Source organism: Stenotrophomonas sp. C-A (genome assembly GCF_054030835.1).
Map to the genome: position 1 here is coordinate 2,779,468 of NZ_CM132916.1, position 24,740 is coordinate 2,804,207.

At 66.7% G+C, this 24,740-nt stretch carries 20 protein-coding genes; 5 read left to right on the forward strand and 15 right to left on the reverse strand.

Features of this window, described 5'->3' with window-relative positions; genetic code table 11:
- Positions 1–140 precede the first annotated feature (140 nt).
- Positions 141–782: a hypothetical protein gene (locus tag ACW5IY_RS13025; RefSeq protein WP_049437752.1), complete on the forward strand. Its 642-nt coding sequence runs from the start codon at positions 141–143 to the stop codon at positions 780–782.
- Positions 783–789: 7 nt separating this feature from the next.
- Here ACW5IY_RS13025 and ACW5IY_RS13030 read toward each other — a convergent pair whose 3' ends face one another.
- Together ACW5IY_RS13030 and ACW5IY_RS13035 are read right to left on the reverse strand one after the other, a co-directional pair.
- Positions 790–1,422 carry a hypothetical protein gene (locus tag ACW5IY_RS13030; RefSeq protein WP_231298718.1) on the reverse strand — a complete coding sequence of 211 codons (633 nt, stop codon included), beginning with the start codon at positions 1,420–1,422 and terminating at the stop codon, positions 790–792.
- 104 nt (positions 1,423–1,526) lie between these two features.
- Positions 1,527–4,253: a TonB-dependent receptor plug domain-containing protein gene (locus tag ACW5IY_RS13035; RefSeq protein ID WP_049437754.1), complete on the reverse strand. Its 2,727-nt coding sequence runs from the start codon at positions 4,251–4,253 to the stop codon at positions 1,527–1,529.
- 218 nt (positions 4,254–4,471) lie between these two features.
- Between ACW5IY_RS13035 and ACW5IY_RS13040 the strand changes: the two genes are divergently transcribed.
- Positions 4,472–5,071 (forward strand): GNAT family N-acetyltransferase, encoded by a 600-nt coding sequence (locus ACW5IY_RS13040; protein WP_049437756.1) that lies wholly within the window; start codon positions 4,472–4,474, stop codon positions 5,069–5,071.
- Here the strand turns inward: ACW5IY_RS13040 and ACW5IY_RS13045 are convergent.
- Entirely contained in the window at positions 5,068–5,841 is a 774-nt protein-coding gene (locus ACW5IY_RS13045; protein WP_049437758.1) for a CDP-diacylglycerol diphosphatase, read from the reverse strand. The two genes, ACW5IY_RS13040 and ACW5IY_RS13045, sit on opposite strands and share 4 nt — an antisense overlap.
- 68 nt (positions 5,842–5,909) lie before the next feature.
- Entirely contained in the window at positions 5,910–6,566 is a 657-nt protein-coding gene (locus ACW5IY_RS13050; RefSeq protein ID WP_049437759.1) for a hypothetical protein, read from the reverse strand.
- Positions 6,567–6,737: 171 nt separating this feature from the next.
- Between ACW5IY_RS13050 and ACW5IY_RS13055 the strand changes: the two genes are divergently transcribed.
- Entirely contained in the window at positions 6,738–7,034 is a 297-nt protein-coding gene (locus tag ACW5IY_RS13055) for an I78 family peptidase inhibitor (RefSeq protein ID WP_049437761.1), read from the forward strand.
- A gap of 96 nt (positions 7,035–7,130) precedes the next feature.
- Here ACW5IY_RS13055 and ACW5IY_RS13060 read toward each other — a convergent pair whose 3' ends face one another.
- The 7 genes from ACW5IY_RS13060 to ACW5IY_RS13090 form a co-directional block, all read right to left on the reverse strand.
- Positions 7,131–8,015, reverse strand: coding sequence for a hypothetical protein (locus tag ACW5IY_RS13060; RefSeq protein ID WP_049437763.1), 885 nt, complete (start codon positions 8,013–8,015; stop codon positions 7,131–7,133).
- A 161-nt stretch (positions 8,016–8,176) separates the two neighbouring features.
- Positions 8,177–9,883 carry a D-lactate dehydrogenase gene (gene dld / locus ACW5IY_RS13065; protein ID WP_049437765.1) on the reverse strand — a complete coding sequence of 569 codons (1,707 nt, stop codon included), beginning with the start codon at positions 9,881–9,883 and terminating at the stop codon, positions 8,177–8,179.
- The gene (gene lldD, locus ACW5IY_RS13070) at positions 9,880–11,019 is read right to left on the reverse strand and encodes an FMN-dependent L-lactate dehydrogenase LldD (RefSeq protein WP_010485059.1); all 1,140 of its coding nucleotides are present in this window, start codon (positions 11,017–11,019) and stop codon (positions 9,880–9,882) included. The genes dld and lldD overlap by 4 nt, the downstream gene beginning before the upstream one ends.
- A 4-nt stretch (positions 11,020–11,023) precedes the next feature.
- Positions 11,024–11,788, reverse strand: coding sequence for a transcriptional regulator LldR (gene lldR, locus ACW5IY_RS13075; protein ID WP_012511377.1), 765 nt, complete (start codon positions 11,786–11,788; stop codon positions 11,024–11,026).
- 53 nt (positions 11,789–11,841) lie between these two features.
- Positions 11,842–13,500 carry an L-lactate permease gene (gene lldP / locus ACW5IY_RS13080; protein ID WP_049437767.1) on the reverse strand — a complete coding sequence of 553 codons (1,659 nt, stop codon included), beginning with the start codon at positions 13,498–13,500 and terminating at the stop codon, positions 11,842–11,844.
- Between the two features lie 224 nt (positions 13,501–13,724).
- Positions 13,725–14,177: an MgtC/SapB family protein gene (locus tag ACW5IY_RS13085; RefSeq protein ID WP_005410036.1), complete on the reverse strand. Its 453-nt coding sequence runs from the start codon at positions 14,175–14,177 to the stop codon at positions 13,725–13,727.
- A 130-nt stretch (positions 14,178–14,307) separates the two neighbouring features.
- The gene (locus ACW5IY_RS13090) at positions 14,308–15,066 is read right to left on the reverse strand and encodes an SDR family NAD(P)-dependent oxidoreductase (protein WP_049437769.1); all 759 of its coding nucleotides are present in this window, start codon (positions 15,064–15,066) and stop codon (positions 14,308–14,310) included.
- A gap of 445 nt (positions 15,067–15,511) precedes the next feature.
- Here ACW5IY_RS13090 and ACW5IY_RS13095 point away from each other — a divergent pair, with 445 nt between their 5' ends.
- Entirely contained in the window at positions 15,512–16,465 is a 954-nt protein-coding gene (locus tag ACW5IY_RS13095; RefSeq protein ID WP_010485049.1) for a helix-turn-helix transcriptional regulator, read from the forward strand.
- A gap of 181 nt (positions 16,466–16,646) precedes the next feature.
- Here the strand turns inward: ACW5IY_RS13095 and ACW5IY_RS13100 are convergent, their stop codons facing one another.
- The 3 genes from ACW5IY_RS13100 to ACW5IY_RS13110 form a co-directional block, all read right to left on the reverse strand.
- Positions 16,647–18,557, reverse strand: a complete 1,911-nt coding sequence (locus ACW5IY_RS13100; RefSeq protein ID WP_049437770.1) for a CocE/NonD family hydrolase — start codon at positions 18,555–18,557, stop codon at positions 16,647–16,649.
- Between the two features lie 222 nt (positions 18,558–18,779).
- Entirely contained in the window at positions 18,780–19,166 is a 387-nt protein-coding gene (locus ACW5IY_RS13105) for a DUF4440 domain-containing protein (protein WP_049437771.1), read from the reverse strand.
- Complete coding sequence (locus ACW5IY_RS13110; RefSeq protein WP_049437773.1) at positions 19,163–20,524, reverse strand: MFS transporter; 1,362 nt, start codon at positions 20,522–20,524, stop codon at positions 19,163–19,165. Before ACW5IY_RS13110 ends, ACW5IY_RS13105 begins: the two co-directional genes overlap by 4 nt.
- 105 nt (positions 20,525–20,629) lie before the next feature.
- Here ACW5IY_RS13110 and ACW5IY_RS13115 point away from each other — a divergent pair, with 105 nt between their 5' ends.
- Positions 20,630–21,535: a LysR family transcriptional regulator gene (locus tag ACW5IY_RS13115; RefSeq protein WP_049437775.1), complete on the forward strand. Its 906-nt coding sequence runs from the start codon at positions 20,630–20,632 to the stop codon at positions 21,533–21,535.
- A 122-nt stretch (positions 21,536–21,657) separates the two neighbouring features.
- Here the strand turns inward: ACW5IY_RS13115 and ACW5IY_RS13120 are convergent, their stop codons facing one another.
- Entirely contained in the window at positions 21,658–24,453 is a 2,796-nt protein-coding gene (locus tag ACW5IY_RS13120; protein WP_100050270.1) for a beta-glucosidase family protein, read from the reverse strand.
- Between the last annotated feature and the right edge of the window lie 287 nt (positions 24,454–24,740).

Here is a 24,740-nt window from a genome sequence, read left to right on the forward strand (position 1 = left end):
GCCGCCACCATCGGCCAACGAAATATCTGGATGGCACACATTCACCAGAACGATGAATACTCCTGCGACAACCGGTCGCAACCACGCCGTGCACACCCCTGAACGGGTAACATGGGCGCCTGTTTCCGTTGTGATGCCGCATGGGCCCGTCCGACCGCCACGATCGTCTCCGCCGCTGGCAGGCCGCGTCCCTGCTTGCCGCCGCCCCGATCGCCAGCCTGTCCGCCACTGATGCAGCGGCCGCTGCGCCGCTGCAGTCGCCTCCGGGCCAGCAGCGCATTGCCCCGGCAGCACTGGTCGAGCGACTGCACCAGCGCGTGCTGTCCGGGCAGAGCGCCACCGCCACGCTGGAACACTGGTGCGCCGAGCATGGCCTGGCCGAACAGGCGCGGGTGCGCGCGGTGCGCATACACGGCCAGGACAAGCCTGCCCCCGCCGACGTGCTGCAGGCGCTGGGCGCGACGCCGGGTACCGAACTGCGCTATCGCCGCGTGCAGCTGGTCTGCGGCAGCCGCGTACTGTCCGAGGCCGACAACTGGTACCTGCCCGGCCACCTCAGCCCGGCCATGAACCAGGTGCTGGACAGCACCGACGAACCGTTCGGCCGCGTGGTCGGCCCGCTCGGTTTCCAGCGCCAGACCCTGACTGACCAGACGTTCTGGCCGCCGCGGGGTGAAGGCGATCACGGCGTGATCCTGGAGGTGCGTGCCTTGTTGCGCGACCGCCAGCAGCAGCCTTTCAGCTACGTCATCGAGTCGTACCTGGTACAGGCGCTGCCGTAGCGCGACGCTACTGACCCGTGATGGCGTTGGCGGCCGGGTCCACCGAGAACACGAAACGCCCACCGTGCTGGTCCCTGCCCCACGTCATCGGTGCCGTGGTCAGGCTGTAGACCGGCCTTGCCTTGTCCATGCCGATCGCCTCGGACCAGGCGCTGAAATCCTCATCGGTGCGGCTGCGGATCTCGCCGACACACAGGCTGTAGCCACACGCAAAAGACACCAGCGTGCCGTCGCTGCCGATGAGCCGGGTCGCGGCCGTCCTGTAGAGCCGGGTCAGGTCCTGCACTTCCGGGTGGCCCGCCGCATCCTGCTCGAACTGGCTGATCGCCTGCGCAAAGGCGTTGTCCGAGCCCAGGATCACGTCGCTCTTTTCCGCCGACAGTGCTCCTTCAGTCAACAGCAAGCGCTCGCCCTCGAGGAAGTGTCCCTCCGGATCCGCAGGCCCTTGCCCGGCCGTCGCACGCGTCGATGCCGTTGGCACGCGCGCTGATCCAGCATCGGTCACTGCGTTGGAAAGAGACGGCACGGGCGCGGCACTGGCCGCCTCCGCAGCATCGTCCACACTGGCCGCCTGCTTGCTGCTGCAACCGGCAATGGCCAGCACGGCAATCACACTCCACACTCTGGCATCCATGCGCATCATCCTCCGGGTATCGCCACAGCATGCCACGCGCGCAGCGGCAGCAACGGTGCACTGCACAAAGAAAAGCCCGGCAATGCCGGGCCTTTCGTTCGCCTGCCGGATCAGCGGAACCGGTAATCCAGCTGCACCCAGTACTGGCGGCCGTACGGGTCGTAATTGCCGACCGGGTAGAACGGCCAGCCGCCTCCGTTCTTGTCCGCCGGCGGGCGGCTGTCGCGCAGGTTGTTGACGATCACGCCCACCGACAGGTTCTCGCCGAACTGGCGGAACACGCTGGCGTTGTACGTCATGTACGGCGCGATGCGGCCACTGCCATCGGTCTTCGGCAGCGAGCCGAAGCGGTTGCCGTACAGCGTGGTGGTCCAGTCACCCTGGTTCCAGGTGATACTGCCGTTGGCCTTGCTGCGCCACTGGTAGTCATCCAGCGAATTGCGGATGTCACGCTCCGGATCATCGGAGAACTGCCGGTATTTGTGCTCCAGCACCACCGTGTAGGCCAGGCGCGTGGTGAAGCGGCCATAACGGCCGGCATCGAAACGCCAGTTGCCCTTCAGGTCCAGGCCACGAACCGATTCGGAGGCGGCGTTGATCGGATTGATCAGCACACGGGTCACCTGGTCCGGCTGCACGGTTGCGTTGGACGGGTTGCGGATCACCCGCGACAGCGCGTCCTGGCACAGCGGTGAACCGATATCGCGCGCTTCGCCGCCCAGCGTGCGGCCCAGGCGGCAATCGGCCTCGTCACGCAGGATGCGGCTGGTATCGAGGCTGGTCACCTCGTTGTCGATGCGGATGTCGTAGTAGTCGGCACTGAAATCCAGGCCAGACAGCGGCGACCAGACCACGCCGAAGCCATAGGACTTGGCCGATTCCGGCTGCAGCTGCGCATTGGCGCGGTTGCTGTAGTCGATCGACAGGCCGTTGTAGTCACAGTTGTCGTACGACTGGCCTGCGGTGCGGCAGCGCCAGTAGTCGGTCATGCCCGGGTTGTAACCGCGCGTCTCCGTCGCGAACACATAGTTCATGTCCGGCGCCCGGAAACTGGTCGCCGCCGTACCACGGATCAGCAGGCTCTCGATCGGACGGAACTCGACGCCAAAGCTCCAGGTCGCCTTGCCGATGTGCTCGCCACCCGCACGGTACTGGTCGTAACGGCCGGCCAGCGTGGTGGTCAGCGACTGCAGCAGCGGCAACTGCAGCTCCACACCTGCGGCGTAGCGGTCACGCTCGCCACCGGCGCCGACGCCTGCACTGGTGTTCCAGAACTCGCCGGTTCCCAGGCGCGGGTCCGGGCGGTTGCGGTAGCCCTGGCTGCCGGCTTCGACCACCGCTGCCAATGCAGCGTCGCCACCGGGCAGCGCGAACAGGCGGCCGTTGACGCTGGCGCTGAAGGTCTGCAGCCATGCCGCATTGCGGCTTTCCTGGTAGTCGGACAGGCCCTCGTATTCGTTCGGGGTCAATGGCTTGAACAGGCGTGCCGGGTCCGGCGCATAGACCTCAACGCCATTGCGTACGCCCAGCTTCGGACCAAGCAGGTATTCGTTGATGCCGGCCAGCAGCACCGGGCGGCGGGTGCGGTTCTCGTAACGCGAGCGGCTGTAGACCGCCTCATAGTCCCAGCCACTGTCACCGATCTGGCCACGTGCGCCGACGTTGAACGACCACGAGTTTTCCAGGAAGCGGTTGGCATTGCGCGGCAGGCCGCCGATTTCCTCCGGCGCGAAGCGGCGGTACCAGCTTTCCAGATTGCCGGTGGTCTGGTTGTAGAAGTAGTTGCGCGCCGAGGTCCAGGTCGGCGCACGCGTGTTGTTGTAGATGCGCGCGCTGCCCACGGCGACATCGGCGAACAGATCGGTGGTCTCGTTGACGTGGAAGGTCAGCAGGCCATAGCCATTGAGGTTGCGCTTCTGGGTCTGCACGGTCCAGTAACTGGCTGCGGCCTCATTGCTGCCGCAGTACCAGCCCTGGCGCGGGTTGTTGGCGCGGAACACGCTCCCGCCATAGATGTCCGACGCTGCGTCGCAGCCGTTGACGCCCGGATCGATGTTGCGGCCGGTGGCAGCATTGCGGCGATAGGCGATCGCGGTCGCCTGCGGCGCCTTGCCGGCCGGGTCATCATCCAGCGAATCCATGAAGTCGCGCTGGCGCGCATGGATCGCCTTGCGCACATCGAACTCGAAGCCGAACAGCGCATCCCAACGCTCGCCGGAACTACCCCCGACCACCTGCGCGCGCTGGTTGTCACCACCGCCCTGCTGGGTGCCACCGGCGCGCACGTTCACGTCCACACCCTCAAAGCGGTCCTTGAGAATGATGTTGACCACACCGGCGATGGCATCGGAGCCATACACCGCCGACGCACCGGCCGCCAGGACCTCGATGCGCTCGATCAGCGCACTGGGAATGTTGGCCAGGTTGACCACGTTCACCGAGCCCTCGTAGGCCAGCGGGTAGTCGGCCTGGCGGCGGCCGTTGACCAGCACCAGCGTGCGGTTCGGGCCCAGCCCGCGCAGGTTGATGGTGTTGGCGGCCGGGGTGAAGGTATTGCCGAAGTCCTCGCCCTGCACGTTGCCGGTGTTCTCGGTCAGCGCGCTCAGCGCATCGAAGGCATTGCGGTAGCCCTGTGCATCGATCTGCTCCCGGCTGATCACCGTCACCGGCGAGGGCCCCTCGACACTGGCGCGCGGAATACGCGAGCCGGTGACCTTCACTTCCTGCAATGTGGTGGGTGCGCTTTCCTGCGCGAAGGCCGGCAGTGAGACCAGCATCAGGGACGACAGTGCGAGCACCAGCGGACGCGGGCGCGGCGCCTTGTGGGAGGCGGACATGGGCTTCCTGGGGAGTTTGGCGGGTGGTGGTACGGGACAGCGGCCTGTGCGGCACATAACGATCCCATAACGAAAGTGTCCTGAATGGGGGGTTTCAACGGAAATGACCAGGCCTGATGGCCTTATGCCTGAACCGAATCAGACCCGCAGTGCCATCCGCCACACTTTTGCAACGTTTTGAATGGTGTGGCGCCGCGGGCACGGCCATCGTCCCGGGGATGATGACCCCGTATCCCACCTCCCCCCTTCCCCCGTTGCGCCCGGTGCTGCGCCGTCACCTGCTGCAGCTGCAGTCCGCACCGGTCACCCTGCGCCCCTTCCAGCGTACCGACCTGCCGCGCTGGCGCCTGTTCGATGACCGCCGTCGGCGCGGCCGCCGTCACCCCGGCGACATCGACGAGGAAGCACGCTTTCTCGCCCACATGCATCGCTCGCGCCTGGAGCAGGACAACGATCAGCTGCTGCTGGGAGTGTTCGACGACGAACACGGCACGGTGCTGGATCAGCTGCATATCCGCCTGCAGTCGCTGCACGCGCGCAGTGCCGAGTTGCTGTCGCTGCAGCACTGGCACCCGCATACCGACGCGGCGCTACGGGCGCTGTGCCCGTTCCTGTTCGAGGATGTCGGCCTGCATCGCCTGTTCGTGATGCTGCCACCGGACTGCAATGACCCGTTCGCCACTGCGCTGCACGCCTTCGGCTTCGAGCAGGAAGGCCTGCTGCGCGACCATCATCTGGACCTGGAGGGCTGGCAGGATCGCCAGCTGCTGGCGCTGACCGCACCGGTCTGGCGAAGCCGCCAGCAGCCCCAGGGTTAGCGGACCCGCTCCAGCGAGTCGCCTGCGCCGGTCAACACCGAGCAGGCGTGGTCCTGCAGCTCTTCAGCGCTGGCCTCGTTGCCGGTGCCGGCGTCCACACGGGTCGCCAGCAGAATGAAGCCCGGGCCGCCCTGCACTGCGTCCCGGCCGGCCACGACCAGGCTCCACTGGCCCACATCATCCACGCCTGCGAGGTCATAGGCCAGCAGATTGAGCGGATTGGCGGTCAGTTCCGCGCCCGGCAGCAGGCGGGCCTGGTACTGATGGCCGCGCAGCAGCACCGGCAACGGTGCCCAGCGGCTGCCCAGGGCGGCAGCATGCGTGTCCAGCGCCTGCAGCACGTCGGCACGCAGGCAATCCACATGGATATGCAACTGGTGCTGTGACCGGCCGTGCGGCGAGTTCAACGCCAGGCTGGCGACGTTGCGCGGCAGCGGTTGCCGCAAGGCCTGTTCGGTGTGGCTGCGCGCCTGCCAGGCTGCAGCGAAGTAGTTCGGTGCACCACGCTGGTACAGGCGGCGTTTCTCGATACCGCTGACCTTGTCCAGCGGCATCAGCAGGAACTGGTAGTCGCCGTGCGCGTCCTTGACCAGCACATCGCGGCGATCCGCGGCCGTCTCCACGCGCAGGCAATCGCCGCGTGGACCTTCGGCGCCCCGGCAGTCACGTTCGATCAATCGCCATAACGCGTCGGAATGGGCCGGCGGCGGCGCGCTGGCACAGGCGGACAACAACAGCAGGGACGGCAGCAGGAAGGGGCGAAAGGACACGGAAACGACTCACGGAGCAGGCACGGCAGACAGCGCCGTGCTGCATTCTAGCCAGTGCGAAGCTGCAATCAGTAGGTGCCGAACGGCACTTCAACCACGATCGGCGCCTCGCCCTCACCCGCCTGCAGGCTGTAGCGATCCAGCGCGCCGTCGTCATCGGCGTGCGGCTGGCGCTGGAAATGCAGCCGGTAGCGGGTGTCCCCCAGGCGCACGGCGCTGCCGTCCGCATCCAGCGCGGCACCTTCCGGAATCAGCAGCCCACCCAGGTCGCTGTAGGCGCCAGGTACATCGGCGAAGCTGTAGTCGGCCAGCTCGTCCACCCGCTGCATCGCATAGACGTGCGGCACATAGGGACGTGCGGGGCTGCGGCCATTGCTCAGGTCGGTCACCCAGGCCTGCGGCAGGTGGTACTGCTCGCGCAGCGCGGCCACGCCCAGCGAGGGGCTGGCCACCTGCAGGCAGCACACCGCGCGCTTGCCCTCACGGTCGAGGATGGCGAAACGGTCACCGCGGGTGGCCGCCTGCGGCAGCATGGCAAACGCCAGATTGCGCTGCGCAGGCGCGTAGCCCGCTTCAGTCTGCAGGTTGCGCCAGGCGCCGAATACCGGGGATTCGACCGGCGCGGCTTCCGGATCGGCAGCGGAGGCGGCAAACGCCACGCCCAGCAACGACAACGCCAGCGCCGTCATCGTCTTGTCCTTGCCGCGGAAACTGCCTGCCGTCATACCGTATCCAACATCTGCGCCGGAAAGGCCCGGCCTGCCCGCTGGCGTACTGCCAGCCATTCCTCCCACTATGCAATGACCACGCTGTGCCGGCAATGACCGGGGCGCTGACGCCGTTCGCACGCTCGGTGCTATCGTTCCCGCCATCTTCCCCTGCGCAGGAGCGCTCGCATGTCCGCATTCCGTCTGTCCCTGTTGCTGCCGGCCTCTGCCCTGCTGCTGTCGGCCTGCGTCAGCACCCCTGGCCCGGAAGTCAAAGGCAGCGGCCGTTGTGACGCCAGCCAGCTGGGCTGGGCGATCGGCCAGCCGGCCAATGAGCCCAACATCCGCCGCCTATCCCGCGAGAGTGGTGCCGGCCTGGTCAACCCGATCGGCCCCAGCACCATCACCACCAAGGACATCCGCCAGGACCGCCTGCGCGTGTTCGTGGACAAGGACAACATCATCACCGCCACCCGCTGCGAGTAAGCGCCGCCTCAGTTTTTGTAGAGCCGAGCCCACGCTCGGCTGCTCTGCGGTCGGGCCACGCGAGAACCCGAGTAGAGCGTGGCTCGACTCTACACTTCAGGGTTCGGTATAGCCGGCGCAGTCCGGCAGCGCCTGGTCCGGGTGGAACATGCCCCCGCGGAAGTGGAACAACCGCGTATAGGTGCACGCCGGATCCTGCTCGGTGCGCAGGTCCTTCTTCTTCAGCGGCCCCTTGGCCAGCGAATCCTCGAAGCGCGAAACACCAGCCGGGAACCGGGTCGCCACCGTCTGGTAGCGCAGCACCGGCATGCCCTCGGCAGCCGTATCCAGCGCCAGCTTCGCCGAGAAGCCGTACTCGTCGTGGCAGGCGCCTGCGCGCTGCTTGCTGTCCTGTTCGCTGAAACAGGCGCGGATCATCGCGTTACCCCGCCATGGCAGGGTCAGCACATCATCGTCCACCTGGATGTCGTCCTGCAGGTGGCGCACGCGTGCCAACTGCAGCGTGGACGCGTCGGCACCTCCACCGGAGTACATGGTGCTGAACGTGACGATGCCGCCCACCAGCACATTCTGGCGGGTGCGCTGCTGCGGGTCGGTCACTGTTTCATCGCTGCCCACGCCCGGGGCCAGGCGCACGATCCACGGCCACAGCGACAGCTCGCTTTCCTGCGACACGTCGATGCTGACGTGGTAGGTGTGTGGCTTGCCCTGGCCCGGCCCCTTCTCAAGCACTTCCAGCACGGTCGGCCGGTCACCCTCCTCGGCGACCGGCTGCACGCGCACGCACCAGTTGCCGTCCCGCGTGCAGTCATAAAGCCCCGACGGTCCAGTCTCACTCGCGATCAGCACCTGCCCCAATGGCTCCATCACATTACCGGCGGCATCGCGCTGCTGCGGTAGGATCGAGTCCTGGGCCAGCACCAGCACCGGGGTAGCCAGCAATGCAGCGAACAGGGTGGCAAGGGCGGTAGCGGTGGGCATGGAAGGCTCCTGCGGCTGGGCTTCCGATGGTAACCGTTGCCCGGGCGGCGGCGAGCCTGCTCGACATTGACTTTGTAGAGTCGAGCCATGCTCGACTGCTGTCTGTCGGGAAGAGCAGCCGAGCATAGGCTCGGCTCTACAGTAAAGCCACGTTGTATCCGTCAATGCCCACTACAGTCGCAGCCACCCCACCCCTTCGCCTTCGACGTCTGTCCGATACCGGGATTGAACGTATTGCTCGGGTCCAGCTGCCTGTAGAACCCGGCCAGCGCCGGCTTGGCCGGATACAGGTGGCCGACATTGTGCTCGGCCGGATACTCGGCGCCCCGCTGGTCCAGCAATGCCCACATCGCATGCTCGATCGCCATCGGGTCTTCACCCTTGCGCGCGATGTAGTCCTGGTGGAACACGTGGCACAGGAAGTGCCCGTAATACAGCTTGTGCAGCAGGCGGCCATCGATATCCGCCGGTAGCTGCTCGAACCAGTCGGCATCGTCACGTCGCAGCGCGATGTCCAGCGCGACGATGTCCTGCACCTGGTCGCGATGCACTTCGCGGTAACGCACTGCGGCACCGGCCACGGCAAAGCGATGCAGGAACGCCTTGCGTCCCTCCTCTTCCGTGCAGTGGAAATAGCCGCCTTCGTGGCCAGCGAAGAAGTCGCGCAGCCAGGCTTCGGTTTGCGCTGCGTCCTGTGCGGACACCTTCAGCAACAGGTGATGCTCATAGCGCTGGCGGAACTCGCCCATGCGCTTGGGCAGGTGCGAGGGCAGAAGGCCGGTCAGCACCTGCATCACACGGTCGGTCACGCCGCGCAGGCCCAATCGCTCGAACCAGCCATCGACACGGCTCTTCAACGCGAACGCGGCGGGCACGCGGGAAGTGCCAAGGCGGTCGATCAGCAGGAAGCTGTCCTTGCCGTAGCGCTCGCCGATGTCATACGCATCACGGTGGATGTACTCACCGGCAATCGGCAGCCGCTCGAAGCCGGTCAGCAGCTGGCGACGGATCGCGGTCAGGCTGCCGGTGCGGTTGCTGCCGATGTAGAAGACCTCGGCGGCCTCCTTCTCGAAGGTGTCCAGGCGCACCGCGAACACCGCCAGCTTGCCGGCCGAACCCGCGGCTTCGTAGTGGCGGCTGGGATCGGCGTTGAAACGTGCCGGGGTATCGGCATCGACCTTGCGTACTTCCTCGGCATAGCGTGGATCGGAAGCCGCACGGCCGTCGCCATTGCCGACATCCGCCGCGCAGTAGTCGCCCACCTGCAGACGCTGCAGGATCTGCTCGGGCGTATCACCCAGCGCGATGCCCAGATGGTTGACCAGCTGCAGCTGGCCCTGCGCATCGACCTGCGCATACAGCGCCAGCTCGGTGTAGGCCGGGCCACGACGCACCAGCGCGCCGCCGGAGTTGTTGCAGATGCCACCCAGCACCGAGGCGCCGATGCAGGACGAGCCGATCACCGAATGCGGCTCGCGTCCCAGTGGTGCCAGTGTCTGCTCCAGGCGGTCCAGCGTGGCGCCCGGCAGACACAGCACCTGGCGGCCTTCGTTCAACTGCTGGATGCCGGTCAGGCGCAGCGTGCTGACCAGCACGATCGGCCGCCCGTAGTCGTTGCCATCCGGGGTCGAGCCGCCGGTCAGGCCGGTATTGGCCGCCTGCAGGATGATCGCCGCCCCACCCTGCACTGCGGCCTGCAGCACGTGCCACAGTTCCAGCAGCGTACCCGGGCGCACCACCGCCAGCACCGGGCCGTCGCCGAAACGATAGCCACGGCGGAAGCGGCGCGTGGCCTTGTCGCCGGTCAGTACATGGCGGCTGCCGACTGCGTCGCGCAACTGCGCCAGCACGGCATCGTGGCCACTCATGGCAGGCTGACCAGCGAATCGCGGCCGATGTCGGCGATGCGACGCGCGCCGGTCAGTGTCATCGCCACGCGCATTTCCTTGGCGATCAGGTCCAGCAGGTTGGCCACGCCGGCCTCGCCCTGCGCGGCCAGTGCATAGACGAAGGCACGGCCAAGCAGCACGGTATCTGCACCCAGTGCCAGCATGCGCACCACGTCCAGGCCGGTGCGGATGCCCGAATCGGCGAGGATCTTCAGGTCGCCCTGCACCGCATCGGCGATGGCCGGCAATGCGCGGGCTGTGGACAGCACGCCATCGAGCTGGCGACCGCCGTGGTTGGAGACCACGATGCCATCGGCACCGAACTTCACCGCATCACGCGCGTCGTCCGGGTCGAGGATGCCCTTGATCACCATCGGCCCCTTCCAGAACTCGCGGATCCATTCCAGGTCCTTCCATGAAATGGACGGATCGAAGTTGCTGCCCAGCCAGCCGATGTAGTCCTCCAGCCCGGTCGGGTTGCCGCGGTAGGTGGAGATGTTGCCCAGGTCATGCGGGCGCCCGAACAGGCCCACGTCCCACGCCCAGTGCGGATGGGTGATGGCCTGGCCGATGCGGCGCAGCGAGGCGTTCGGGCCACTCATGCCGGAGTGCGCGTCACGATAGCGCGCGCCCGGCACCGGCATGTCCACGGTGAACACCAGGGTGGTCACGCCTGCCGCCTGCGCCCGCTCCAGCGCGTTGCGCATGAAGCCACGGTCGCGCAGCACATACAACTGGAACCACATCGGCCGCTGGATGGCCGGTGCCACTTCCTCGATCGGGCACACCGACACCGTGGACAGGGTAAACGGGATGCCCCGGCTGTCGGCCGCGCGCGCCGCCTGTACTTCACCGCGCCGCGCGTACATGCCGGTCAGCCCGACCGGCGCCAGCGCCACCGGCATCGCCAGTTTTTCGCCGAACAGCTCGGTTTCCAGGCTCAGGTCGGACATGTTGCGCAGGATGCGCTGGCGCAGCGCGATGTCGGACAGGTCGGAAACGTTGCGCTTCAGCGTGTGCTCGGCATACGCGCCGCCATCGATGTAGTGGAACAGGAACGGCGGCAGCCGGCGTTGCGCTGCGGCACGGTAATCGGTGGAGGCGGAGATGATCATGGGGTCAACCGTGTGGGGAAGGCAGGCGCGAGGCCCGCGCACGCCGGGCTTCGTTGTCATCGAGGGTGCGCAGCGTGGTGTGCACGAACTCGAGGTGGGCATGCGCGGCGGCGCGCGCGCGTTCCGGGTCGCCGGCCAGCACCGCATCCATCATCTCGCGGTGCTGGTCGGACAGCGGCGAGAAGGTCCTCGCCGAGGTGTAGAGCTTCTCGCGGCTCTGCGAGATGTTGGTCTGCAGCAGCTCGAACAGGCCGCGCATCACCTGCAGCAGCACCAGGTTGTGCGAGGCCTCGGCGATGGACAGGTGGAAGGCCGCGTCGGCCTCGGCCTCGCCGGTGGGGTCGTCCTTGCCGTGCGCATCCATCATGGTCTGGAACGCCTGCGCGATGCGCGCGCGGTCCTCGTCGGTGGCGCGCAATGCAGCATGCCAGGCGGTGGCGCCTTCCAGTGCGTGGCGGATCTCCAGCACGTCGAAGCGGTATTCCGGGTCGCCCTGGAACAGCGGCAGGTACGGCGCCAGCGGTTCATCCAGCGCCTGCCGCGCGCGCGCCGCCGGTTCGGCCACGTAGGTGCCGCCACCGACGCGTGCGGTCAGCAGGCCCTGGCTGGCCAGCTGCGCAATGGCCTCGCGCAACGCCGTGCGCGAGACCCCCAGCTGCACCGCGAGGGTGCGCTCTGCCGGCAGCCGGTCACCCGGCTGCAGCCGTTGTTCCTGCACCAGGCCGCGCAGCTGCGCCGCCACCTTGTCCGAAATACGTTGCGTGCTCATGGCGCCATTGTGGCCCGAAGCGCGCAGCGGGTGGTCGGCCAACCGTGCATGGCTCAGGGAATCATCCAGGTCAGCCAGTAGGCCTGGGCCAGGGTGATCAGGCCGACCATCGTGGTGAAGATCAGGCTGTGCTTGACCGTGAAACGGAACAGATCCGATTCCTTGCCGGCCAGGCCGACCGCTGCGCAGGCAATGGCGATCGACTGCGGCGAGATCATCTTGCCGGTGACACCGCCGGTGGTGTTGGCCGCCACCAGCAGCACGTCGGACACGCCGATCTGCTGTGCGGTGGTGGCCTGCAGCGCCGAGAACAGCGCATTGGACGAGGTATCCGAACCGGTCAGGAACACGCCCAGCCAGCCCAGGAACGGCGAGAAGAACGGGAACGCGTCGCCGGTGTGCGCCAATGCCAGCGCCAGCGTTGCCGACAGGCCCGAGTAGTTGGCGATGAAGGCGAAGGCCAGCACCATGCCGATCGAGTAGATCGGCATGCGCAGCTCACGCACGGTTTCGCCGAAGGTGTGCAGCGCCGACCGCGCCGGCATGCGCAACGCGATGATCGCGATCACCGCAGCGAGGATGATCGAGGTACCGGTGGCTGAGAACCAGTCGAACTTGTAGACGGCTTCGTAGCTCAACGGTGCATCCACGATCGGCGGCATCTTCTGCACCATCTGGTCCAGGCCGGGCACCGGAATCTTCAGCACCCAGCTTTCCAGCGGGCCGCCCGCCGCGAACAGCAACTTGAACGGCTTGATGCTCCACAGCGTGACCATCGCAGTGAGGATCAGGAACGGTGACCACGCCTTGGCGATCTGGCCGACGCTGTAGCGCGGCGCCTCCAGTGCCTGTGCGGCCGCCTCGGCGCTGGTTTCGGTATCGAAGCGGAAGATCCGCACCGGCTTCCAGCGGCGCAGGAACAGGGTCAGGCACACCAGCGACGCCAGCGACGCGGTGATGTCCGGCAGTTCCGGGCCGATGAAGTTGGAGGTCAGGTACTGCGCGATGGCGAACGAGCCACCCGCGACCAGCACCGCCGGCCAGGTTTCCTTGATGCCACGCCAGCCATCCATGATCGCCATGATCCAGAACAGCACGATGATGGTCAGGAACGGCAGCTGGCGGCCGGCCATCTGGCCGATCTCGAATGCGTCCAGGCCGGTGACCTGCCCGGCCACGATGATCGGAATGCCCATTGCACCGAACGCCACCGGCGCGGTGTTGACGATCAGGCACAGGCCAGCGGCATACAGCGGCTTGAAGCCCAGCCCGACCAGCAGTGCCGCGGTGATCGCCACCGGCGCACCGAAACCGGCCGCGCCCTCCAGGAAGGCACCGAAGGCGAAGCCGACCATCAGCATCTGCAGGCGCTGATCCTCGGTGACCGAGAGGATCGAGGCGCGGATGATGTCGAACTGCCCGGTCTTGACCGAGACCTTGTAGAGGAATACGGCACCGATGATGATCCAGGCGATCGGCCACAGGCCATAGACGAAGCCGAAGCCGGCCGCGCCCAGCGCCTGGCTCAGCGGCATGCGGTAGAACAGCAGGGCCACGCCGAGTGCGATGGCCACGGTGATCGTGCCGGCCAGCCAGCCCTTCATGCGCAGCACGGCCAGGGCAATGAAGAAGAACGCGATCGGCAGCAGCGCGATCAGGCTGGACAACCACAGGTTGCCGGCGGGGTCGTACAGGTGTTGCCAGGGCTGCATGAAGACTCTCGACTGGATGCGGAAGGTACCCCACCGCAGGCGGTGGATCGCCGGGGCTGTCGATTATTGGTCGTACCAATAAAGATTTCGATCAGACCACTTGCAGCGGATTTAACCGCCACTCCGACGAAGATCCTATTAGACCATAGCGCTAGATGTCATATTGGTCCGACCATTAAGGCCGCCATGGTAGTGCCGGCCGCTGGCCGGCAATTCGAGATTCCTTACGAGATCCGTTTCTCCAACCGCCGCATCACCGCCAGCACCAGCACGCACAGCACGCTGACGCCGATCGCAATCACGTATTTACCGATGCCCACGGCGATGCCGATGGCCGCCGCCATGATCAGCGAGCTTGCGGTAGTCAATCCGCTGACCTGGTCCTCGCGTGACCCACGCAGGATGGTGCCGGCGGCAACGAAGCCAACACAGGCCACCACCGCTTCGATCAGACGGACCGGGTCGACCTGCAGCAGGTCGCGATAGCGCTCCTGCTGGAAATGCTCAGCCACCGAGTCGCCGAGGCCGACAATCAGTGCGGCGGCACCGGCGATCAGCATGTGCGTGCGCAGGCCGGCTGCGTGCTTGCCCATCTCGCGCTCGACGCCGAGCACGCCGCCGAACAACATGGCTGCGGCCACGCGCAGCAGGATCGAGACATCCTGGGTGAGTTCCATGGGAGAGGCTCCGGGATTTTCCCGGAGCGTCGCGCGGCAGCCGTGGCACAACGGTGAAGGCCGCACCACAGCCCGTTCACCCGGCAGCGCCGGGCTTTGCCCGGCATCACCGTTGCCTGCGATTACCGCATCATTGCGCCAGATAGCCACCATCGATGGCGTAGTACGCGCCGGTCGCGAACGAGGCATCGTCGCTGGCCAGCCAGGCCACCAGCGCCGCCACTTCCTCGGCCGTGCCCAGCCGCTTCAATGCATGGCGGCCTTCCAGCGTGGCGCGCACCTTCGGGTCCATCTTCTCCAGCAGCGGTGTGCTGATGAAGCCCGGGCCGACCGCGTTGACACGGATGCCGTCGGCCGCATGTTCCCAGGCGGCGGTCTGGGTCAGCCCAACCACGCCGTGCTTGGCCGCCACGTACGCAGTGGAACCGGCATAGCCCACCTGGCCCAGGATCGAGGCCATGTTGATGATGCTGCCGCCGGTTCCAGCGGCTCGCATCGCCTGGATCTGCGCACGCTGGCACAGGAACACGCTGGTGAGGTTGACGTCGATAACCCGCTGCCAGCCATCGATCGGATAGTCACCGCTGCTGGCAGCCGGCCCGCCGATACCGGCGTTGTTGACCGCCACATGCAGGCCGTCGAGTTCCTTGATCGTGCGCTGCACTGCCGTCTCCACCGCAGCGTCGTCGGTGACGTCCAGCGCGATGCCGATGGCCTGTGCACCAGCATCCCGCAACTGCGCCACGGTGGCATCGACCGCATCCTGCTTCAGATCCCAGACCGAGATCCGCGCGCCGGACGCCGCCAGGGTCTGCGCCACGGCCAGGCCTATACCGGACACGCCGCCGGTCACGATCGCGGCCTTGCCGGTGAGCTGGTAGTCAATCATCTGCGTTCTCCATCAGTGGGGGTATTGAAGTGGCCTGCAACAGGCAACCGCCCCACCCTACGCGCGCGCCCGTGATGATCTGGCTGACATCGCGTCCACGGGTGATCGTTCCAGCCATGAAACCTCAACTCAAGTTGATGTATGGAATTGCGTACGGATATGCATGCAAAACGCTGGCGTATGTTCGGCGGCATTTTCACTTTGGCCGTAATCGTCAATCGTTTTGACCATATTGAAATCAAAAGCGCGAGAATCGAGGCGACAATGGGAAACGTTTCCAGTTTCTCCGACACATTCAATTCAACCTGGTGTTCCCCCACCATCCAGAGTGCCCATGCCACTGCTTCCCGGCATGTCTCACGGGTAACGACCGGATCTGCATCTGCGTTGCAGAGCGCGTGGGCGAGGTAATGCCAGCGTCCACCTCCAAAGCACGTGCCGAGCGATGTCCCGATATTTCACTTTTGCTGATTACCGCCGTTTCGGCCACCGCCATGGCTTCGATTACCGCGCCGACCCGGAACACCTGCGCGACGACCAGTGGGCCGGCCATGGCGAGGTCAACGAGCAGTTCCTGCGCGGCGGCATGAGCCTGATCGCCTCCGACGTTCATAATCGCTTTCCTTATGTGGCGACCGCCCATCAGAGTCCCGGCCTGGCCATCCGCGTGATGCTGCAGGGCCAGGTCGATGTGCGCATTCCGCGACGCGCTGGTTTCACCCTGCGCGCTGGCACGGCGATGACCGCGCACCACCGCGAACAGGTCGAGATGACGGGTGCGCATCCCGGCGAAACGCGCATGCGCGGCGTCAGCGTGATGGTGCCCGGCCAGATCGATCCGGACCTGTTCCATCTGCCGCAGCTGGAAACCGCGCTCAACACCCACCTGGAATGCCGCCACTGGGCCATTCCGCATACCCTGCTGCCAGTGCTGGGCCAGCTGTTCGACAGCCCATGGGAGGACGGCATCGACGCCTTGTGGCGCGAAGGCGTCGCACTGCAGCTGCTGGCCGTTGGCCTGAAGGCCGAGGATCTGCAGACCGACCATGTACGAACGCTGCGCGCGGGCCAGCGCGAGCGGCTGGAGCGTGTGCGCGCCTACCTGCACGACGATCCCAGCCATGCCCACAGTCTGATCGAACTGGCCCAGTTGGCCTGCATGAGCCCGAGCTCGCTGCGCCGTCATTTCGCCCAGCAGTACGGCTGCTCGGTATTCGACTACCTGCACGAGCAGCGCATGCGCCACGCCGAACAGGGACTGCGCGAAGACGGATGGACGGTTGAGCAGGCAGCCGCCGCCAGTGGTTACCGCCACCCCAGCAACTTCGCCGCTGCATTCCGCAAACGTTTCGGCCTGGTACCCAGCCGCTGGCGCACGGGCCCCTCGAAGGTGGGCTGAAGGCTGGTGCCCTGATAGGTGTCGACCTTGGTCAATCGGCATGCCATGGCCCAGCCCTGGCAGGTGTCGACCTTGGTCGACACGCTCCCGTGCCATCGCGGAGGCCGGCCAGCGGCCGGCGCTACCGACACCGCACATCCCTGGGTAGCGCCGGGCCATGCCCGGCGTCACCTTGGGGGCCTCAATACACCGGCAGATCGATGTAGCTGGCCTGCGCGGCGCTGTGCCAGACCCGCTGCGTAGCCTTCTGGTAATCGCCCGGCTTGGCCAGGTAGATGTTCGGCACGTAGGTCTGCGGATTGCGGTCATACAACGGGAACAGGCTGGACTGCACCTGCACCATCACCCGGTGCCCCTTCTGGAAGGTGTGGTTGGCGTTGGGCAGATCGAAGCGGTACGGCAGCACCTGGTTCGCCGCCAGCGGCTTCGGATCGCTGAAGCTCTCACGGTAGCGGCCACGGAAGATCGCCAGCGACACCGGCAACTCGTAGCCACCCATTTCCGGCGTAGACGCTTCCTGGTCCGGATATACGTCGATCAGCTTCACCACCCAGTCGCTGTCGGTGCCGCTGGTCGATGCCTGCAGATGCACAACCGGCGCGCCGCCGATGCGCAACGGCGCGGTCAGCGGTTCGGTGATGAAGGTCAGCACGTCCGGGCGACCATCGACAAAGCGCTGGTCCTTGACCAGCCAGGTGGTCCACATGTCGCGGTCACCGAAACGTACCGGGCGCGGCACGAACGGCACCGGCTTGGCCGGGTCGGACACGTATTCCTCGAAGTCGCCTTCGCCCGCCGCCGGCGCCTGGAATGCCAGTTTGCCACCGGCGCGCAGGTACAGCGGCTTGCTGCTGGCGGCACAGCCCTTGTCACAGCTGCGCGGCCAGCCCTTCAGGCGGTCCCAGTGGTTTTCGCCGGTGTTGTAGATCAGCACCGGCGGTGTATCGGCCTTCGGCGCACCGTCCACCAGGTACTGGTCGAAGAACGGCTTGAGCACATCGCGGCGGAACTGCAGCGCGGTATCGCCATCGAACTTCAGCGCACCCAGTTCGCTGCCGCTGTAGTTCACCTGGCTGTGCCGCCACGGGCCCATCACCAGGTAGTTGCGGTTGTTGCCACTGTCGCGCCCTTCCATCGCCTGGTAGGCGTGGTTGGCGCCCCACATGTCCTCCTGGTCCCACAGGCCCTGCAGCCACATGGTCGGCACCTTCAGCGGTGTTTTCGCCATCACCGCGTCCAGCGCCTGGCCCTGCCAGAAGCCGTCATAGGCCGGATGCTCGACCAGCTTCTTCCACCAGGTCAGCTGGTCCACGCCGGTGAAGCGCGCGTAGTCACCGGCCGAACCGATGCGCAGGAAGGTGCTGTAGTCGTCGTAGCCAAGGCTGGGCAACGGCGTGCCTTTGCCGCGCTTCTCGGTCTGCATCGCGAAATAGTTGAAGTTGACCTGGCGGAACGCACCGTAATTGAGCCAGTCGTCGCCCATCCAGCCATCGACCATCGGGCTCTGCGGCGCAGCCACCTTCAGTGCCGGATGCGGGTCGGTCAGCGCCATCACCACGGTGAAGCCCTCGTACGACGAGCCAAGCATGCCGACCTTGCCATTGCTCTCCGGCACATTCTTGACCAGCCAGTCGATGGTGTCCCAGGCATCGGTGGAGTGGTCCACCCTGGTGTTGTTCAACGGCCCGCGCAGCGGCCGGGTCATCACGTAATCGCCTTCGGAGCCGTACTTGCCACGGATATCCTGGAACACGCGGATGTAACCGCCGTCGACGAACACCTCGTCGCCCTGCGGCAGCAGGTCGCGCATGCGCGGTGAATCACTGCGGCTGGCGCGGCCAGCGGCATCGTAAGGAGTGCGGGTCAGCAGGATCGGGGCGTTGCGGGCGCCCTTGGGCACCACGATCACCGTATACAGCTTGGTGCCGTCACGCATCGGCACCATCGCCACGCGCTTGTCGTAGTCACGACCGACATCGGGGGCAACGAAGGACTTGCCGCTGATGTCCGGGGTCATCGGCGGGGTATCGGCGGCCAGCACGGTGCTGGACAGGCAAAGGGCAATGGCTACAGCGACGGCACGCACACGCATGGACAACCCCTCCCGGCAGGAAAGCCTCAAGCCTACTCCTGCCCCGAGCCGTGAAGTGTGTGCGGGCTTTGCATTCTGCGGTGGATGCAGGCAGGACTGATGGCACATGTGCTGCCCGACGGGCACGCGTCCATCTGGCCGTTGTAGAGCCGAGCCCACGCTCGGCTGGGGCCACCGCAACCTCCCCGAAGAGCAGCCGAGCCTGGGCTCGGCTCTACAACATCAGGCTGCCGTTACTTCATGCAACGCCAGCCAACGCCAACGGCCGTCTTCCTGCCGCAGCACGGCCAGTGCTTCACGCCAGGCCATCCCACCTTCAGCAACGCCCTGCCCTTCACGGTAGCGCAGCATCGCCAACGGTGCCGGCACCGCAATGAACTGCAGGGCATCGATTTCGATACGCAAGCCCGGGCGGGCACCATGGCCGCCAGCGAACATGCTGGCCAGGGCTTCGCGGTCCAGACGCTGCCCAGCAATACCGACCATGCTGAAGTCGGTGCAGAAATGATCCATCAGCGCATCCAGCGTACTGGCGGCTGCTTCCGCACGGAACCAGGCCTGCAGCTTGGCGATCAGATCATGGAACTCGTTCTCTGCGGTCATCGTCATTGCATTGTCTCGGGTTGGGAAAGAGAGATCGATTGCGGCCGACGCAGCAATACCATCGGCAGCAGAGTCAGTACGGCGGCCAGCCCCAGCGCCACGCGCGTGGCGTTTGCCGGCAGCCATTGCATGGCCAATGCCAGCAGCAGCGCAATGGCGGCGGTACCGAGGCAGAAGCTGAGCTGACGGTTGAGGTTCCAGAGGGCACTGGCATCGCCCAGCGCCTCGCCCTCCACGCCGTGGAAGGCCAGCGTCTGCGCCGTGCTGCTGCACAGGCTGCCGCCCGCCCCCATCAGCGCGAACAACAGCGCGGCCAACGCGAAGGCCGGCTGCGGCAGCAGCGCCATCAACAGCAGGCCGCTGGCCTGCAGCAGCATGCCCGTACGCAGTACCGTGGCCGGGCCGAAGCGAGCCAGCAGGCGCTTGCTGGCCGTGATCGCAATGGCCGAGGCAAACGCCCACGGCAGCATCAGCGCGCCGATGCGCGCAGCACTGTAGCCGGCCTGGTGCAGCTGCAGGGTACTGACCAGCTGGCTACCGATGAACACACCGGGCACTGCCAGGTAGACCAGCATCGCCAGCCGCAGCCCACGATGCGACAGCAACGACCAGCGCAGGAGGGGCTGCGCCTGCCGACGCGCATGCCGCAGGTGGGCCACCGCCAGCAGCAGTGCGACCAGCAGCAACACGGCACCTGCGCCGCGGTGTCCGGACTCACCCAGCCAGGTCAGCGCCAGCAGCAGCGCGCCCAGCGCCAGCATCGCGGTGGACAGCGCATAGGCCTGCAGGCGCGGTGCACTGCGCGCGCCATCGGCCGGCATCCATGCCAGCACCAGCCCGATCGCCACCACCGCCAAGGGCAGGCTGGCCCAGAGCACGCCGCGCCAGGACAACCACTGCACCAGCAACCCGCCCAACGCGGGCGCCAGTGCCGGTACCAGCAACGCCACCAGCAGGATGCGCCGGGTCAGTGCACCTCGCTGATCCGCCGTGCATTGCCGGTAGGCCGCCGCCTGCGCCACTGGAATCAGCAGGCCACCGGCCAGCCCCTGCAGCAGGCGCCAGCCCAGCAGCCAGCCGATACCCGGTGCAGCGCCGGCCAGCACAGCGGCAGCCGCGAACAACAGCAACGCCACCAGCAGCAGGCGACGCTCGCCGCAGCGCGCAGCCAGCCAGGGCGCCAGCGGAATCACCACGCTCAAGCCCAGCATGTAGGCCGTGCCGACCCAGGCCAGGGTGCTGACGTCAGCGTGCAGTTCCGCCGCCAATGCCGGATAGGCCACCGTGGCGATGAACATGTTGACCAGATCCAGGGCGAACACCAGCAGGAAGATCGCCTCATGGCGCAGGCGGGGGGACGGCATCGGCGGCGCTCCAGCAGAGAAGCGGCCAGCATGCCGTACGGGCCTTGTTGTAAAAACACGACGACAGCTGCAACACTGTCAAATCTGTTTTGACAATGGACCGCCATGGTCAGCCTCGATCGCTTCGATATCTTCCGCGCCGTGGTCGAGGCCGGCAGCCTGACCGCCGCCGCCGACCGGCTCGGCCTGAGCCGCGCGGTGGTCAGCTTCAACCTGAAGCGGCTGGAACAAGAGCTGGGCGTGACCCTGCTGCTGCGCAGTACCCGGCACCTGGCCCTGACCGAGGCCGGCGAGCAGTTCCTGCAGCACTGCGTGCAGGCGCTGGACGCCGCCCAGGCGGCGATCGATGCCGCGCGCCGCGACCAGCACCAGCTGCAGGGCGTACTGCGCCTGACCACCACGCCGGAGTACGCCCAGCTACGCTTGATTCCTGCGTTGGAGGCGTTCCGTGCGCGGCACCCGGCCCTGCAGCTGCACCTGTCGACCTCACCGGCACCGGCCGACCTGATTCCCGAACGCTTCGACCTGGCGATCCGCCTCGGCCGCCTGCCGGACTCTGGACTGCATGCCAGCGAACTGGAACGCCATCCACTGTGCGCGGTGGCGGCTCCCTCCCTGCTGGCACGCCTGGCCTCTGCCGATGCTGCCGATGACCCCGTGCAGCTGGGTTCCCTGCCCCGCCTGGGCTACCCGCGTCTGGCCGATGTGCCGGTGGTGGCACCGGATGGCAGCGACGCCCTGTTTGCCACCAACCCGGGCAATGCGGTCGTGCGCGTAGATGGCGCCAGCAGCCTGCGCACCTTCGCCGTGGCCGGTGCCGGCGTCACCGTGCTGCCACGCTGGCTGATCGAGGACGATCTGGCCCTGGGTCGCCTACGGCCGGTGCTTCGCCAGCACCGCTTCCCGCAGCAGAGCGTGTACGCGGTCTACCCGCACAGCACTCAGCCCTCACCGAAGGTGCGGCAGCTGATTGATTTCCTGCGCGGGTGGTTTGATAGCGCGCGTGTGTAGAGCCGAGCCCATGCTCGGCTGCTTTCCAGCCAGGCCAGATCGTGCCCGAGCCGAGCGTGGGCTCGGCTCTACAGAAATACCTCAAGCAAGCTCGGCCCCTTGCGGGGCCCTGCCTTCAAGCCTCAGCGCAGCACCTGCTCCACCAGCTGCACGTCCACCGTCTGCAGCGGCTCGGCGGCATTGCGCGACAGTTGCACCTGGTAGGTGCCACCGTCGATCTTCCACTGGCGGGCCTGCGCATCGTAGTGGGCCAGGGTCTTCGGCTCTGCTTCGATGCGGATGCGGCGCTGTTCGCCCGGCTGCAGGTTCACCTTGTCGTAGCCAATCAGGCGGATCGGCGTGGTGTTGCCGGCCGGCAGCTTCAGGTACAGCTGGGCCACGTCGGCACCGGCGCGCTTGCCGGTGTTGCGGATGTCGACGCTGGCGACCAGGCGCGAACCCTCCACGCTCACCTTCAGGTTTTCATAGGTGAACGAGGTGTAGGACAGGCCATGACCGAACGCGAAGGTGGGCTTCAGGCCCTTGGCCGCCATCCACTTGTAACCGACGTTGGCACCTTCGATATCGAAATCGAACACATCACCGAACGGCTTGGCCGGCTTGAAGCCGAGGCCGTCGATGTGCGGGCGCGGCAGCTGCGATTCGTCCACCACCCAGGTCACCGGCAGGCGGCCGGACGGATTGACCTGGCCGGTCAACAGTGCGGCAATGCCTTCGCCACCGCGGATGCCCGGGTACCAGGCCTGCAGCATCGCCGGCACCTGCGCCAGCCATGGCGTGCGCACCGGGCCATTGGTTTCCAGCACCAGCACGGTCGTCGGGTTGGCCTTGGCCACCGCCGAGATCAGCGCGTCCTGGTTGTCCGGCAGCTGCATGTCCGGCAGATCCACCGATTCGGCGGCCCACTGGGTGGCGAACACAATGGCGACGTCGGCCTGCGCGGCAGCCTTGGCCGCGGCGGCGGCGTTGGTGCCGTCCACATATTCGATGGTCGCATCCGGGCGCGCCGCACGCAGCGATTCCAGCGGCGAGGACGGGTGGAAGATCACCGGGCCCGGCCAGGTGGTCGGCAGCACGCCCGGCACCGCATTGGTGCCCTTGGCGGTCACGCCCACCATCGACGAACCACCGCCACCGATCACGCCCTTGTCGGCATGGCCGCCAATGATGACGATGCGCTTCACCGTGTCGGCCAACGGCAGCAGGTTGCCTTCATTGCGCAGCAGCACGCTGCCCTCTTCCACCGTGCGCTGGGCGACGGCGAAGCCGGCCTCGGCATCGACCTTCTGGTGCTGCGGCGGGTTGTCGAAGTTGCCATGCAGGAACATCGTGCGCAGGATGCGCGCGACCATGTCATTCAGGCGCGCCTGCGGCACCACGCCACCGTGCACGGCCAGGCGCAGCGGCTCATCGAAGAACACCGCCGCATCGAACACTTCGCCGGCCGACTGCTGGTCGAGGCCGGCCAGCGCCGCCTTCGAACCGCTGTGCACGCCGCCCCAGTCGGACATCACGAAACCGGGGAACTTCCATTCCTGCTTCAGCACCTGGTTCATCAGGTAGCCGTTCTCGCAGCCGTAGGTGCCGTTGATCTTGTTGTACGAGCACATCGCCACGCCCGGGCGGCCCGCTTCCAGTGCGATCTCGAAGGCCAGCAGGTCCGACTCGTGCATGGCCTGTTCGCCAATGCGCACGTCGTGGAAGTTGCGGCGGGTCTCCATGTCGTTCAGCGCGAAGTGCTTCATCGAGGAGATCACGTGCTGGCTCTGCACGCCCTGGATCAGCGCGCCGACCATCGAACCGGCCAGCAGCGGATCTTCACCGGCATATTCGAAGTTGCGGCCATTGCGCGGATCACGCTGCAGGTTGACGCTGCCCGACAGCAGGATGTTGAAGCGCTGCTGCCATGCCTCGCGACCCATGGTCGCGCCACCGGCGAAGGCCACTTCGCGGTTCCAGCTGGAGGCGGTGGATGGGCCCGATGGCATCGCCGTGGCGAAGTCGCCCGGGCGGATGCCGCCCGGATTGGTCACGCCGACGCCAGCATCGGCCGACTGCTGCGACGGAATGCCCAGCCGCGCCACGCCCGGCACGAAACCGGCCGAACCGACCGCGCCTTCCGGCAGCGGGCCACCGTCCTTGCCCAGCCCGAAGTAGCTGTGCAGCATCTGGAACTTCTCGTCCTCGGTCATCGCCTTCAGCAACAGCGCAGCGCGCGCATCGGCGTTGAGGGTGGTGTCCATCCACGGTGTGTTGCCATGCTTGTCGGCGGCATAGGCCAGGGTCAGCAGGGTGGCGCGCAGGGTACTGCCTTCCAGCTTGAACGGCGCACTGCTGGCCGCCTGGAAGCCGTCGCTGAAGTAGCTGGCGTCAGCTTCCAGCGCCACACGCGCCGGATCGAAGCCGGCGGCCTTGGCCGATTCACCGGCTACCGCGCCGAGCAGCACCGCCGGTGCACCCAGCCGCGAACGGGTGACCAGCGCTGGCAGCTGCGCGGCACCTGCACCGGCATCGGTATAGACCGCCACCGTGTGGCGGCCATCGTCCAGGCGCAGGTAGCTCAGGCCCGGCTGGTCCGGGCCGGATTCAGCGGCGATCGGCAGCCGGGTCAGCACGGCTTGGCCGCGCTGGATCTGGCCATCGTCACTGCTGGCGGCGATGAAGCGGTACTCGTAGCCCAGGCCATCGGCCAGCACCTGCAGCGGATCGACCTGGCCGATGCCGCGCTGCACCTGGCGCACGCTCACCGCGTCCACCTGCAGGGTCTTCAGCTGGGCGGCCAGGGCCGGCATCGCCTCGGCGGTCGGGGCCTGTTCCAGGGTCAGCACAGTGAACGCGGCGGGGTCGGCCCAGGCCGGGGCGGCCAGTGCGGCAGACAGGGCCAGGGACAGTGCAAGCGGCTTTGTAAACGTTTTCATCGGCAGGCGTAATTCCGTTGCCAAGGCAATCGGTCCAGGGAAAGTGCCGCCGAAGGGTGCAGCGTTCATGCCGCGCAGGGGTTGCCAGGCAACCTCCCGCAGGCCGAAGGACGGGCCGGTCTGCGCCCGGGACCCTCCTCCCGGCGTGACAACCTGCCTGCCCGGGCCGCGCAGGGCGACCCAATCATGTGAAGATTGTGCGAGGGCGTTCACACCTGTCAACAGGACCTAAGTCACAGGGGCAACCCGGCCAGTGGTTATCAGGCCATCACCGGCGGTCATCAGTG